Genomic DNA, 13,154 nt, shown 5'->3' with positions numbered 1-13,154 from the left:
AGAAACCCCTGATTCAGGACGGGCTGCGGCTGGCGCCCTCCACCCAGGGGGGAGACGCGGAGCGGCGCGGGGGGTGTTCTCTTGCTCATCCGACCACCGACTCCACCTTGTCCATGGACGTGTGGCGCACGTCCTCGCCCATCACGATGAAGATGATCTGCTCGGCGATGTTCTTCGCGTGGTCGCCCACGCGCTCGATCGACTTGGCCAGGAACAGCAGGTCCAGGCTGGGAGAGATCGTCCGGGGATCTTCCATGATGTAGGTGATCAGCTTGCGCATGAAGCCGTTGTACTCGTCGTCGATCTGGTGATCTTCCTTGATGATGGACACGGCCATGGCGGTGTCGAGCCGGGCGAACGAATCCAGCGTCTTGCGCAGCAGAGCCGCGGCCAGATCGGCCGCCACGCGCAGCTCCTTGCTCGGCAGATTGCGCGGCGAGCCGCTCTGGATGATCGATTTGACCATGCGCGCGATGCGCGCCACCTCGTCACCGGCGCGCTCCAGGTTCTGCGTGGTGCGCGAAATGGCCATCAGAAAGCGCAGATCGCGCGCCGTGGGTTGCCGCCGGCCGATGGTGGAGATGATCTCGTGATCGATCTGCATTTCCATCTGGTTGATTTTTGCCTCATTGGCCAGCACCTGGTCGGCCGACTCGGTGCTCAGGTTGACCAGCGCGTACACCGCCTGGTGCAGCTGCGATTCGACCAGCCCGCCCATTTCCAGGACGTGGGTGGAGATGGAGTTCAGTTCCGCGTCGAACTGGCTGGAGATGTGTTTGTCGCTCATGAAAGCACTCCCGTTACACGAATGGATGAACGTTGGGCCATGTCAGCCGAACCGTCCGGTGATGTAGTCCTCGGTCTCTGTCTTGGTGGGCTTGAAGAAGATCTGTTCGGTGGCACCGAATTCGATCAGCTCACCCAGGTACATGTAGGCGGTGTAGTCGCTGCAGCGCGCGGCCTGCTGCATGTTGTGCGTGACGATGGCGATGGTGTAGTCCTGCTTGAGCTCGTGCACCAGTTCTTCCACCTTGCCGGTGGAGATCGGGTCCAGCGCCGAGGTCGGCTCATCGAGCAACAGCACCGAGGGCTTGACCGCCACGCTGCGCGCGATGCACAGGCGCTGCTGCTGGCCGCCGGAGAGCGACAGGCCGCTCTGGTTGAGCTTGTCCTTCACCTCGTTCCACAGGGCCGCCTTCGTCAACGCCCACTCGACCCGGTCGTCCATGTCGTCGCTGCTCAGATTCTCGTAGAGCTTCACGCCGAAGGCGATGTTGTCGTAGATCGACATCGGGAACGGTGTGGGCTTCTGGAACACCATGCCGATGCGGGCGCGCAGCAGGTTGATGTCCTGCTTGTCGTCCAGGATGTTCTGGCCGTAGAAGTTGATCTGGCCTTCGGCGCGCTGGCCCGGGTACAGGCTGTACATGCGGTTGAGCGTGCGCAGCAGTGTGGACTTGCCACAGCCCGACGGGCCGATGAAGGCCGTGACCTTGCGTTCCTCGATGTTCATGTTGACCTGCTTGAGGCCCTGGAACTTGCCGTAGAAAAAATTCAGGTTGCGCAGTTCCAGCGCGTTCCTGGCGGGCGTGGCGGTGTTGGTCATGGGTCAGATCCAGAAGAAATGGAATATGGCGGTAGGGGTGGCCAGGTGGACGGGCCTCAGGCGGTGTTCTTCTCGCGCAGGAACACGCGGGCCACGATGTTGAGCACCAGCACCGACAGGGTGATGAGCAGCGCGCCGCCCCAGGCCAGGCGGATCCAGTTGTCGTACGGGCTCATTGCGAACTGGAAGATCACCACCGGCAGGTTGGCCATGGGGCGGCTCATGTCGGTGCTGAAGAACTGGTTGTTCAGCGCGGTGAAGAGCAGCGGCGCGGTCTCGCCGCTGATGCGGGCCACGGCCAGCAACAGGCCGGTCATGACGCCGCTGCGGGCCGCGCGCAGGGTCACCATGGTGGCGACTTTCCAGCGCGGCGCGCCCAGCGCGAAGGCCGCTTCGCGCAGGCTGCCGGGCACCAGGCGCAGCATGTTTTCGGTGGTGCGCACGACCACCGGGACGGCGATCAGTGACAGCGCCAGCGTGCCGGCCCAGCCCGAGAAGGTGCCCACCGTGGCCACCGCTATAGCGTAGACGAACAGACCCAGCACGATGGAAGGTGCCGACAGCATGATGTCGGTGACGAAGCGGGTCAGCTCGGCGGTCTTGCTCTGGTCGCCGTATTCGGCCAGGTACACCCCGGCCAAGATGCCGATCGGGGTGGACACCAGCACCGAAAAACCGACCATCAGCAGGCTGCCGACGATGGCGTTGGCCAGGCCACCGCCTTCGGTGCCCGGCGCGGGGGTGGACTGGGTGAACATGTTCCAGTCGAGCGCGGCAACGCCGTTGCTGAACAGCACGACCAGAATCCACAACAGCACCGCGAGGCCCAGCGCCATGGACGCCATTGACAGGGTCAGACCGATGGCGTTGGTCCAGCGGCGCTGGCGGTAGAGCGATTGATTGAGTTCCATGTTCTTGTGTGGGTATGGGAGTGTCAGAGACCCTTGGCCTTTTCGGCCCGCAACAGCATCCACTTGGCCAGGCCGAGCACGATGAAGGTGATGACGAACAGCAGGAAGCCCAGCGCGAACAGCGCGGAGATGTGGAAGTCCGCCGCCTCACCAAACTCGTTGGCCAGCGTGGATGCGATCGAGGTGCCGGGTGAAAACAGCGAGGTGGGCATGCGGTTGGCGTTGCCGATCACGAAGGTGACCGCCATGGTCTCGCCCAGCGCACGGCCCAACCCCAGCATGACCCCGCCGATCACGCCCTTTTGCGTGTAGGGCAGCACCACCTTGCGCACCACTTCCCAGGTCGTGCAGCCCAGGCCGTAGGCCGATTCGCGCAGGATGGGTGGCACGATCTCGAACACGTCGCGCATCACCGCCGCCACGAAAGGCAGCACCATGAACGCCAGCACGATGCCCGCGGCCAGAATGCCGAAACCGTTGGTGCTGCCGCCAAACAGGAAACCGATCAGCGGCATGCCACCCAGCACGTTCTGCATCGGCACCTGGGCGTAGTCGGCGAACAGCGGCGCGAACACGAACAGACCGAACATGCCGTAGATGATGGACGGCACGGCCGCCAGCAGCTCGATGGCGGTGCCCAGCGGGCGGCGCAGCCAGGTGGGGCAGGTTTCGGTCAGGAACAGCGCGATGCCGAAGGCCAGCGGCACGGCGATCAGCAGCGCGATGGTGGCGCTGGCCAGGGTGCCCACGATGGCGATCGCGGCACCGAACTCTTCGTTGATGATGTCCCACTCAACGTACCAGATGAACTTCAGGCCGAATTTCTGGAACGCCGGCCAGGCGTTGATGAACAGCGAAACGATGATGCCCAGCAGGGCCATCAGCACCAGCAGCGAAAAGCCCTGGGTCAAACGGTGAAAGACGATGTCCTGGAGTCGTTGCCTTCTGGCGATCGACACCATGTTGGGGTTGCCCGTTTCAAGGGGCATGCTTGGCGCATTCATGGTAGTTCCCATGCTCATGTTGACTCCCGTCGGTTGGCTTCGAACCCACCACAAAACAGCATCCGCCGGCGAGCTCAGCGCCGGCCGGCGGATGCCTTCTTACCCAATCCGGTTTATTTCTGGACCTGGTTCCAGACCTTGGCGCGGATCTGATCGGTCAGGGAGTCGGGCAGCGGCACGTAATCGAGGTCGGAAGCCAGCTGCTTGCCGTTCTTGAAGGCCCAGTCGAAGAACTTGAGCGCTTCGGCGGACGCCACCTTGTCGGCAGGCTGCTTGTACATCAGGATAAACGAAGCGGTGCTGACGGGCCAGCTCTCGGCGCCCTTGGCATTCACCATGGACACGCCCATGCCCGGCACGCTGAACCAGTCAGCACCGGCCGCGGCGGAGGCGAAGGTCTTGTCGTCAGGACTGACGTACTTGCCTTCGGCATTCTGCAGCTGCATGAAGTTCATCTTGTTCTTCTTCACGTAGGCGTATTCCACGTAACCCAGCGCACCCTTGACGCGGTTCACGTTGGCGGCCACGCCTTCGTTGCCCTTGCCACCCACCGACGAAGCGGCGGGCCACTTGACGGCGGCGCCCTTGCCGACCTTGTCCGCCCAATCCTTGCTGATGGTCGTCAGGTAGTCGGTCCAGTTGTAGGTGGTGCCCGAACCATCGGCGCGGTGCACGATGGTGATGGCCTGGTCGGGCAGCTTCTTGCCCGGGTTCAGTGCGGCCAGCTTGGGGTCGTTCCAGTTGCTGATGTTGCCCAGGAACATGTCGGCCAGCACGGGGCCGGTCACGCGCAACTCGCCCGGCTTGAAGCCTTCCAGGTTCACCACGGGCACGGTGCCACCGATGATGGCCGGGAACTGGACCATGCCGTCCTTGTCCAGCTCTTCACCCTTGACCGGGGCGTCCGAGGCACCGAAGGTCACGGTCTTGGCGCGGATCTGCTTGAGACCACCCGAAGAGCCGATGGACTGGTAGTTCAGGCCCGTGCCGGTGGCTGCCTTGTAGGCTTCGGCCCACTTGGCGTAGACCGGGAACGGGAAGGTGGCGCCGGCACCGGTGATGTCGGCGGCCAGGGCCGAGCCCATGGCCATGGAGGCGAATGCCGCGGCGGCGATGGTTTTCAGCAGGGTGCGTTTGGTGTTCATGGAAGTCCTCGCGTTGGTTGAAGCAGATTCACAACCCGGACTCTAGGGAGTCAATGTGACATCTCTGTGACATTCACAAGACCGTTTCCCGAATCGACGTGGCCGCCCCTCCCCGCCGAAAAAAACGGACCCTGCAACACGGGCCGCGGGCCGATACACTGCGCAACCCATCTGGAGCCCCCATGAGCAAAGTCACGATTTACCACAATCCGAAATGCGGAACCTCCCGCAACACGCTGGCCATGATCCGCAACAGCGGCACCGAGCCCGAGGTGATCGAATACCTGAAAACCCCACCCGACCACCCCACCCTGCTGCGGCTGATCGCCGACGGCGGCCTGAGCGTTCGCGACCTCATGCGCAGCAAGGAAGCCCTGTGCCAGGAGCTGGGGCTGGACGATCCCCAGCGCAGCGACGAAGAGCTGATTGCCGCCATGCTGACCCACCCGATCCTGATCAACCGCCCCATCGTGATCACGCCGCTCGGCACCCGCCTGTGCCGCCCGTCCGAACAGGTGCTGGACATCCTGCCCCAGCCACAGCGCGGAGCGTTTGCCAAGGAAGACGGCGAGCCGGTGGTGGACATGGCGGGGCGGCCGGTCAAGGCCGCTCGCTGACCCGCTCGTTGACGCGGGGTACCCAATCGTGCCGGCCGGGCGCGCCGGCTGGATGCGTCACAGGGGGCTCACGTCGCCGCACAGCGGCATGAAGGGCTCGCGCACGGCCTGCAGCGTCACGTGCGTGATCTCGAAGCGCTCGTGCAGCAGATCGGTGGCGGCGCGGTAGAACGCATCGTCCGGGTGGCCCTCGGGGGTCACCAGATGCGCCGTCATGGCGATCTGCGAGGTGCCCATGGCCCAGACGTGCAGGTCGTGCACCTGCGTCACCCCAGGCAGGTCCAGCAGACTCTGGCGCACGGCCATCAGGTCCACGCTGTCGGGCACACCGTCAAACAGCAGGTGCAGCGACTGACGGAACAGCGTCCAGGTGCCGAACAGGATCACCGCCGCAATCACCAGGCTCACCACCGGGTCCAGCCAGGCCCAGCCCATCCACAAGGTGAGCGCGCCCGCCACCACCACACCGACGGACACCAGCGCGTCCGCCGCCATGTGCAGAAAGGCGCCGCGGATGTTCAGGTCCCTTTCGCCGCCTCGCATGAACAGCAGCGCGGTGACCGTGTTCACCACAATGCCCACCCCCGCCACCGCCATGATGGTCACCCCTTCGGCGCCCGCCAGCGGGTCGGGGGACATCAGGCGCCCCACCGCTTCCCAGGCCAGCGCACCAATGGCCACCAGCAGCAACAGCGCATTGGCAAAGGCGGCCATGATGCCGCCGCGCTTCCAGCCGTAGGTATGGCGGGCGTTGGGGCGCAGCCTGCCCGCCAGCGCCCCACCCCAGGCCAGCACCAGCCCGGCCACATCGCTCAGGTTGTGTCCGGCATCGGCCAGCAGCGCCAGCGAATTGATCTTCCAGCCATAAAACGCTTCGATCACCACGAAGATGGTGTTGAGCCCGATACCGATGGCAAAGGCCCGGCTGAAGTTGTCGGGCGCGTGGTCGTGGTGATGGTCGTGGCCGGCGTTCATGCGGATGTTCAAGTGGCGCGATGCACCGAGCATCGCACGCCCGCGCGCTGCGTCAAGCCGGGTCACCACGGCTCGGCCGGGGTGCAAGCATCGTCGCAGCCGGCAGCCCGCTGCGACCGTCCGGGGCCGCGACACAGACAAACGGTTTCAATTTTCCGCACGCCCGCGCGGGCGACCGTGGGCGCTGGGGGTGCACTCCATGCGTCACAATCCGGGCTCCTCATCCGACTTCCCGGACCACCGGCCCCCATGGGAGCCGCCGTGGTCATCTCTCCCTATGCAAAACGGAACCCTCCTGGCCGCGATCGACCTCGGCTCCAACAGCTTCCGGCTCGAAATCGGCCGCTTCCACTCGGGCCACATCGAACGCATCGAATACCTGAAAGAGACCGTCCGCCAGGGCAGCGGGCTGGACGAAAACAAGGTGCTGAACCAGGCCGCCATGCAGCGCGGCTGGGAGTGCCTGGCCCGCTTTGCCGAGCGTCTGCACGGTTTCAAGAAACAGCAGGTGCGCGCCGTGGCCACGCAGACCCTGCGCGAAGCCAAGAACCGCGACGAATTCCTGCGCAACGCGCAAGCCATCCTGGGCTTCGCCATCGAAGTCATCTCGGGCCACGAAGAAGCCCGGCTGATCTACCAGGGCGTGTCGCGCCTGCTGCCGCAATCCGACGAAAAGCGCATGGTGGTGGACATCGGCGGGCGCTCCACCGAAATGATCCTGGGCGAAGGCTACGAAGCCCGCCGCATGGAGTCGTACCGGCTGGGCAGCGTGGCCTGGTCCACGCGCTACTTCCCCAAGGGCCAGTTCACCGCTCCCACCTTCAAGACCGCCGAAGTCGCGGCCAAGGCGGTGCTCGACGAGGCGCTGGACACCTTCCCCCCTTCGGAATGGAACGTGGCCTACGGCTCCTCGGGCACGGTGGGCGCGGTGGCCGACATCCTGGCCGCCAACGGCTGGGCCTCCGGCGTGATCACCCGTTCCGGGCTGGACTGGCTGGTGGAGCGGCTGATCAAGGCCGGCAACCTGGAACAGGTCCGGCTCGACGGGCTCAAGGACGACCGCCGGGCCGTGCTGGGCGGCGGCGTGAGCGTGTTGCGCGCCATCTTTGACCTGTTCGACATCCAGCAGATGCTGCCCGCGCAGGGCGCGCTGCGCCAGGGCGCCCTGTATGACCTGATCGACCGCGACACCCACGGCGGCGACGTGCGCGAGCGCACCGTGCGCTGGCTGGCCGAGCGCTTTTCCGTTGACGAAGCCCAGGCGCAGCGGGTCAGCACGGTGAGCACCGCCCTGTTCTCCCAGATCGCCGCGGTGGACGCGCAGAACGAACGTTATTCGCAGAAGCTGGCCTGGGCCGCGCGCCTGCACGAGATCGGCACCCACATCTCGCACGACCGCTCGTACCACCACGGCGCCTACATTCTGGACAACGTGGACGCGCCCGGGTTTTCCTTCCCCGAGCTGCACCGCATGAGCCAGCTGGTGCTGGGCCAGCGCGGCAAGCTGCGCAAGCTGGAGCAGGCGCTGGGCGACGAGCTGTTCGCCAAGCAGCTCATGAGCCTGCGCCTGGCGGTGCTGCTGTGCCATGCGCGCCAGATGCCCGAACACGAGTCGGTGAAGCTCAGCTTCAAGCCGGGCGCGTTCAGACTCGCCACCAACCCGGGCTGGGCCAAGCGCTACCCACAGTCGGCCTGGCTGCTGGGAGAAGAGGTGCTGGCCTGGCAAAAGACGGCCTGGAAGTTCACTGCGGATATCCGGTGATGCCGGGGCCTGCGACATGGTCGCCCTGCCCGCCCGGACCGCGCCGAGAGGTGGTTCCGATATTGTTATAAACTGTATATACCGTTTATACCTTTATGGAGCTTCCCCATGGCCAGCAAGAACACCGCCAAGACCCCCAAACTCGTGCGCGACAGTTTCACCATCCCCAAGGCCGAATACGCCGTCATCGACCTGCTCAAGACCCGCGCCATCGCGCTGGGCACCTCGGTGAAGAAAAGTGAATTGCTGCGCGCCGGCCTCACCGTGCTCAAGGGCCTGAACGACGGCGCCTTCAAGTCTGCCCTGGCCGCCGTGCCCACCCTCAAGACGGGCCGCCCCAGCGCCAAGGGCAAGGGCCCCGCCAAGGCATCCGCCAAAGCCGCACCGCCCGCTCCGACGACCGCGATCCCTTCGGTGCCCGCGGCGGCCAGACCCACGACCCCCAAGGCAACGCTGGTGGCGAAAAAAACCGCCGTGAAGGCCGCGGCGCCCAAGGCCGCACCCAAAGCTGCCACGAAGACCGCACCAAAACCCGCCGCAAAAGCCGCTCCCCGCAAGCCGGCCCAACCCGCCTTGAAGACCCCGGCAAAAGCGGCCACCAGGAAGGTCGCCGCCCAACCGGCGCCTTGAACCACCCTTTTCAGGCCCCGGGGCCGAAGAACAGCTCAATGTCCATTTCGGTCGCCACATCGACCGCGTCCCGGCGCGCAGGAACAAACGCTGTGTGTGAAAGCACCCGGCTGATAGCCTCCATCACCTCGGGCGCTTCCGACGAAGAGAGCACGATCACGTCACGGACCTGACCAAGGTCGTCGATGACCAGCCGCAGGCGGATCGGCAGGCCGGAGAACGTCAGGCCTTGAAGCTGCTCCAGGTCTGGGGCCGACCGTGGCATGGGGGCTCGCAGTCCCTCCCCGGCAACTTCCTGGGTCACATTGTCGGCCTTGGGCAATGAAGAAGCCGCTGAAACGGTGGCCTGCCCTCCTGCCAATGCCTCGCTCTTGGGGTTGGATCTGGGTGAGGCCATGGCCGGAGCTGGAACCGCAGCCGACCGACCACCCCCCTCCGGCAACATACGGGCCTGCACGAACAGGGGCCCGTTCGGAGCCAATGGCCGGACGACGCGCTGCCCCCCCCACCAGGCGATGGCGGCAACGTGAAGCGCCAATACCAGGGCCGTGATGCAAATGCGGGCACCGAGACCCATGTCACTTCGACGAAGTCACACCGCGCCAGTTCATTTGTTTCAGGCCAGATGCGGTCGTCAGCTTGGCAGGAGCCTTCGCAACGGTCGGGTCCCCATTGGCATCGTTGCCGCCGACGATGAGCCGCAGGTTATCGTCCACACGCTGAATCGCGACATCCGTCAGCACCCCATTGGTGGGCGACAACCAGGCAACGGCCTTGCCATCCGTGCCCGTCAGCACGGTCTTGCCATCCGCAAAGGCCGTGGCGTAGAGGGCACCGACGCCGCCTGGCGAGCATGCCTGCCCATTGGGAAGGTTCGCCACGAACGCGACCACGCCCTGGTTGGCGGTCGGATTCACGTTCACGCGCTGCGCAATGCCTTTGGTGACTGGCAAGTCAAAGTACCACCCCATGCTGGAGGTCGGCTTACTGCCAATGCCCACCAGCAAGTCTTTGTTCTCTTCCAGTTTCGAGCGCGTGACGGGAAAAATGACACCAGTGGGCAAGGTCGAGCCGGTGTAGAAGTCCCCATGTTTGCCGGTGCCGTCGACGATGGCGTAGAGGCTCTGCACGTCGCCGTTGGCGATATCACTGTCGGCCAGCAACTTGCCGGTACCCAGGAGAACATAGCGCTTGCCGGAGTTGGGCTCCACCTCGATCAATGGGCGGGTACTGACCGGCTGCGCGACGTCCTTGGCATTGGCCAAGGTGGCGATCAGCTTCGGTGCATCGTAGGTTCCAATCTTGCCTGTGAGATCCAGCCGCCAGACATTGCCCGCCAGGTCGCCAGCGTACACAGCGTCCGCCGTCATGTCGTTGTAGTTGGACACGTAGGCGGTGTGCTCGCCGATGTTCAGAGGATCGGAGCTTGATCCCCCTGGGGCTTCCACTGCCTCGAGCAGCTCTCCGTTGGCGGGATTGACGATGAAGAAATAGCCCTTCCCGTCGCTGTTGTTGTAGCCCGAGGTGAACAGCACCACCCAACCGTATTTGGCGGTCTTGACCACGCTGGGTCGCCCGTAGGTGTAACCCATGCGCTCGTCGGTGAATTCCCAGAGAACCTTGCTCGCCACCTTCGACTCATCGGTCCATTCCGAGGGATCGGTCACATCGATCGCAAAGTAGCCTTTGCCCCCCTTTCCCAAGCCGCCGATAAGCACTGTGCGCCAGTCGCGCGTTTTTGCGTCGGCCGCACCGTGCGTTTTTGAGAAGTCGAGATCAAAGTGGGCCGCGGTCGCGTCCACATAGTAGCGGTGGCTGTAGCTGGGGTTGCCCAGGGCCGCCAGGCCGGACGTGGCGGCGGTGTTCTTGTCGCCATAGACAAAGCTGGGCACGTAGGCAAACAGCTCCTTCCCGGAATCGGTTTTGTCGATGCTTCCGTCAAAGGCATGCAGCATGCCGTCATTGGCGCCGACATACACCACGGTCGAACGCTTGGCATGGGTCGTCTTGAACGCGCTGTAACCCGGGTTGTAGACGTCGAAATAAGGGAAATCGGGCTTGCCCACGGCATTGGGCTTGGCGTTGACGATGTCGCCAAGCCGGTACGGCCGCGTGCGGTAGGCGCCACCGTTGGCCACTTCCTGTTTCGTGTCGCCACGCAGGTACTTGATGTAGTTCTCGGTCGACTGCGCGTCCCCAGAAACGCCCGGTACCTTGGCAAAGCTTGAGAGATCGGTCCTGCTGATCAGTGACGCATCCTTCATGGCGTCGTACGTGAAAGGCAACGCGTCCCCGCTCTTCTTGCAACACGTCACGATCTTGCGCTTCGATTCGGTCATCGTGGATGCGCTCAGCAAGGCCCTCGCATTCCATTTTTCGGCACTGGTCGGATTCCCCTTGCTGTCGTAGGTGAGCTGATAGGCGACCAGTTCGCCCGTCCAGTTGGTGGGGTCGTAGGATGCGGCATAGCTCGCGGTCCCGGCACTGGACACATTGGGCGACACCGTGGACAACGCCGTGCCGGTGGCCGATTCGGTCTCATTGACAATCTTGGCGAACGCCGCCGTCAGACCCGACTTCATCAGCTCTGGGCGATTGCCGGGGAAATAATTGTCCGGCCGCTTGTCCGTTTCGTCCTCGCTGATCACCATCGTGTCGGAAGACGTGTACCAGTCCTTTTCGGCAATGGTGCTGGTCCCGTTGCTGGAGGCGTAGGGAGAGAAATCGGATGGAACGTTGAAGCCCCCGTACTTGGCAGCCAGCCAGTACTGGTTCTTGGAAGCGTATTTCTGCTTCTCAAGGACATCCATGAAGTAGCTGTTGACCGTCTGCGACCCGATCAGGTCGGGCCGTATGTCTTTGGTATGGGCGTCATAGGCCAAGCCAGCCAGGTAATAGCTGTTGCACCGATTCAAACTGCGATCGTCGTCTTTCGATTCAGTCGTAAGGCAGCTACGCCCGCCGAGGTCAACGAACCTGTCCCCGAGCTTGTCGAGCCCCTCGAGTTGCCCCACCATGTTGGTGGCCGCCGCCACGTCGACAGGATCGTCCGTAACGGCCGGGTTGGTGCTATCCAACGTGCTTTTGCTGCGCAGTGTGCTGCCGGGGAGGTTGGCGTCCCGGTGTGTGTTGACATCACCGATGCCCAGGACAAAGTTCTTCTGACAGGTATAGGCAATCGGGTCTTTCCAATCGGTGATGGCAGGAAACCCATCCAGCCAAGTGTTGGCCGTTGCCGCGGAATCTGCCCCCTTCAAGTCGGTGTACTGATTCAGGTTCCCCTGCTTCTTGAAGTAACGCAACGCGGCATAGTAAAGCTCGCTGACCGGATCGTGCGACTTGTACGATTTGGCCGAATAGCCGAACTTGTTGAGGTAATTCATGACCCCGCTGTTGGGGATGGAGACGGTGTAATTCGCCTTCTTGGCATCAGCCTCGGTTTGAGTGGCAGCGCTGCTGTCCGGGTTGGTGAGCATGACGCCGGTCTGTGCGTCCCACTCCGTCGCATCGTTGGTGATGGCAGGCTTGCCAGGAACCGGTGCCTTCGGGCCGATGAATTTCATCCCCGCCCGCATCACCCCTCCATCGCGCTGATGGCTTGCTGAACCATTGTGGTTGTAGTAACCAAAGGCGGAGTAGCGCAGCTTTGATGCGTATTGCTGCATCAGCCCTTCCGGTTTCGCATATTTCGAAGGGTAACTGGTGCAATTGCTCTCCAGCCCAAGGCCCGCATCACACACCTTGACATTGATGTAGACGCGGTAGACGGTGCTATCACTCACCTTCTCCGGGTTGGTGTAGTCGACCGGAACCGTCGTTTCGCCGTCGATGCTCCCGCTCTTGGTGATGTGCATTGCCGTTCCCAGGGCGCGCAGCCGGGTGGTAGCCGCGTCCCAAGCCAATGGTGTCGCACCAGAAACCGAAGACAATCCAGAAATGGTCTTGTTCGGAATCGTCGAACTGCTGTTCTGCGCAGCGTAGGTCTTGGTGAGAATCGTGGTGTCTTTCGTGTCGGTGCTGCGGTAGCCCCCGGTCATGACCCATCGAAACGCGTCCAGGGTCTGCATCGCCGCCCAGTTGAGGTAGTTGCCGCTCCACTTGCCACTGCAGCTGTGTTTCGACGCGAACGAGCTCGGAGAGAAATAGCTGGTCGAATAGTCTGGCGAGTCCTTCCCCCCCGTGTTGACGGCTTCGTACACGTAGCATTTTTCCGGGTCGAAGTACCCCAGGTAGGTGTTGGAAGCGTTGTAGGGAATGATCTTTTTACCGTCGATGCTGTTATAGGCAGGCGTTGTCGCCGTCGGCCATTCCACCGACAGGGCCAGAATCAGGTTGCCCGGCACGTTGACGGTGGACAGCATGGGCTGGTCGGCCAGGTCCACGGCCTGGCTCGTGCCCGGCCCGAGCAATGACAGAACGCTCAGGCTGGCACACAGCAGTGCCTTGGCGTGTCGGCCGATACGAAAGGAAAAAAGGCGTGGCTGTTCCATGGCAGAGATGCTGT

The 13,154-nt window shown here is 63.5% G+C and carries 11 protein-coding genes; 3 read left to right on the top strand and 8 right to left on the bottom strand.

The features are described from left to right. Positions 1–85: 85 nt before the first annotated feature. The 5 genes from phoU to pstS all read right to left on the bottom strand — a co-directional run bounded on the left by phoU (position 86) and on the right by pstS (position 4,666). Complete coding sequence (gene phoU / locus AC07YZ_RS00565; protein WP_226493307.1) at positions 86–787, bottom strand: phosphate signaling complex protein PhoU; 702 nt, start codon at positions 785–787, stop codon at positions 86–88. 42 nt (positions 788–829) lie between these two features. Beyond that, on the bottom strand, positions 830–1,606 hold the full coding sequence (pstB, locus tag AC07YZ_RS00560) for a phosphate ABC transporter ATP-binding protein PstB (RefSeq protein ID WP_226493308.1): 777 nt from the start codon (positions 1,604–1,606) through the stop codon (positions 830–832). A gap of 56 nt (positions 1,607–1,662) precedes the next feature. Then, positions 1,663–2,517: a phosphate ABC transporter permease PstA gene (pstA, locus tag AC07YZ_RS00555; RefSeq protein ID WP_226493309.1), complete on the bottom strand. Its 855-nt coding sequence runs from the start codon at positions 2,515–2,517 to the stop codon at positions 1,663–1,665. A 23-nt stretch (positions 2,518–2,540) separates the two neighbouring features. Further along, positions 2,541–3,506: a phosphate ABC transporter permease subunit PstC gene (pstC, locus tag AC07YZ_RS00550; protein ID WP_413465767.1), complete on the bottom strand. Its 966-nt coding sequence runs from the start codon at positions 3,504–3,506 to the stop codon at positions 2,541–2,543. Positions 3,507–3,634: 128 nt separating this feature from the next. Then, positions 3,635–4,666: a phosphate ABC transporter substrate-binding protein PstS gene (pstS, locus tag AC07YZ_RS00545; protein ID WP_226493311.1), complete on the bottom strand. Its 1,032-nt coding sequence runs from the start codon at positions 4,664–4,666 to the stop codon at positions 3,635–3,637. 182 nt (positions 4,667–4,848) lie between these two features. On the opposite strand from pstS, the gene arsC reads away from it, so the two are divergent. Beyond that, positions 4,849–5,283: an arsenate reductase (glutaredoxin) gene (gene arsC / locus AC07YZ_RS00540; RefSeq protein ID WP_494793304.1), complete on the top strand. Its 435-nt coding sequence runs from the start codon at positions 4,849–4,851 to the stop codon at positions 5,281–5,283. Between the two features lie 57 nt (positions 5,284–5,340). Here the strand turns inward: arsC and AC07YZ_RS00535 are convergent, their stop codons facing one another. Continuing rightward, on the bottom strand, positions 5,341–6,258 hold the full coding sequence (locus AC07YZ_RS00535) for a cation diffusion facilitator family transporter (protein WP_494793303.1): 918 nt from the start codon (positions 6,256–6,258) through the stop codon (positions 5,341–5,343). Positions 6,259–6,535: 277 nt separating this feature from the next. Between AC07YZ_RS00535 and ppx the strand changes: the two genes are divergently transcribed. Continuing rightward, positions 6,536–8,020, top strand: coding sequence for an exopolyphosphatase (gene ppx / locus AC07YZ_RS00530; RefSeq protein WP_494793302.1), 1,485 nt, complete (start codon positions 6,536–6,538; stop codon positions 8,018–8,020). Positions 8,021–8,128: 108 nt separating this feature from the next. After that, positions 8,129–8,650, top strand: coding sequence for a hypothetical protein (locus AC07YZ_RS00525; RefSeq protein ID WP_494793301.1), 522 nt, complete (start codon positions 8,129–8,131; stop codon positions 8,648–8,650). 10 nt (positions 8,651–8,660) lie between these two features. On the opposite strand, the gene AC07YZ_RS00520 is transcribed toward AC07YZ_RS00525, so the two are convergent. After that, the gene (locus tag AC07YZ_RS00520) at positions 8,661–8,915 is read right to left on the bottom strand and encodes an energy transducer TonB (protein ID WP_494793300.1); all 255 of its coding nucleotides are present in this window, start codon (positions 8,913–8,915) and stop codon (positions 8,661–8,663) included. 313 nt (positions 8,916–9,228) lie between these two features. Beyond that, complete coding sequence (locus tag AC07YZ_RS00515; protein ID WP_494793299.1) at positions 9,229–13,140, bottom strand: pilus assembly protein; 3,912 nt, start codon at positions 13,138–13,140, stop codon at positions 9,229–9,231. Positions 13,141–13,154 lie beyond the last annotated feature (14 nt).

Source organism: Hydrogenophaga sp. GW101-3F08 (assembly GCF_059424585.1).
The sequence above is the reverse complement of the archived record's forward strand: the minus strand, read 5'-3'. Positions and strand labels throughout refer to the sequence as shown.

Bases quoted from the DNA above. Each gene is read 5' to 3' on its own strand.
- ppx (WP_494793302.1), top strand. From the start codon at position 6,536: ATGCAAAACGGAACCCTCCTGGCCGCGATCGACCTCGGCTCCAACAGC.
- pstA (WP_226493309.1), bottom strand. From the start codon at position 2,517: ATGGAACTCAATCAATCGCTCTACCGCCAGCGCCGCTGGACCAACGCC.
- AC07YZ_RS00520 (WP_494793300.1), bottom strand. From the start codon at position 8,915: ATGCCACGGTCGGCCCCAGACCTGGAGCAGCTTCAAGGCCTGACGTTC.
- pstC (WP_413465767.1), bottom strand. From the start codon at position 3,506: ATGCCCCTTGAAACGGGCAACCCCAACATGGTGTCGATCGCCAGAAGG.
- phoU (WP_226493307.1), bottom strand. From the start codon at position 787: ATGAGCGACAAACACATCTCCAGCCAGTTCGACGCGGAACTGAACTCC.
- pstS (WP_226493311.1), bottom strand. From the start codon at position 4,666: ATGAACACCAAACGCACCCTGCTGAAAACCATCGCCGCCGCGGCATTC.
- AC07YZ_RS00535 (WP_494793303.1), bottom strand. From the start codon at position 6,258: ATGAACGCCGGCCACGACCATCACCACGACCACGCGCCCGACAACTTC.
- AC07YZ_RS00525 (WP_494793301.1), top strand. From the start codon at position 8,129: ATGGCCAGCAAGAACACCGCCAAGACCCCCAAACTCGTGCGCGACAGT.
- pstB (WP_226493308.1), bottom strand. From the start codon at position 1,606: ATGACCAACACCGCCACGCCCGCCAGGAACGCGCTGGAACTGCGCAAC.
- arsC (WP_494793304.1), top strand. From the start codon at position 4,849: ATGAGCAAAGTCACGATTTACCACAATCCGAAATGCGGAACCTCCCGC.
- AC07YZ_RS00515 (WP_494793299.1), bottom strand. From the start codon at position 13,140: ATGGAACAGCCACGCCTTTTTTCCTTTCGTATCGGCCGACACGCCAAG.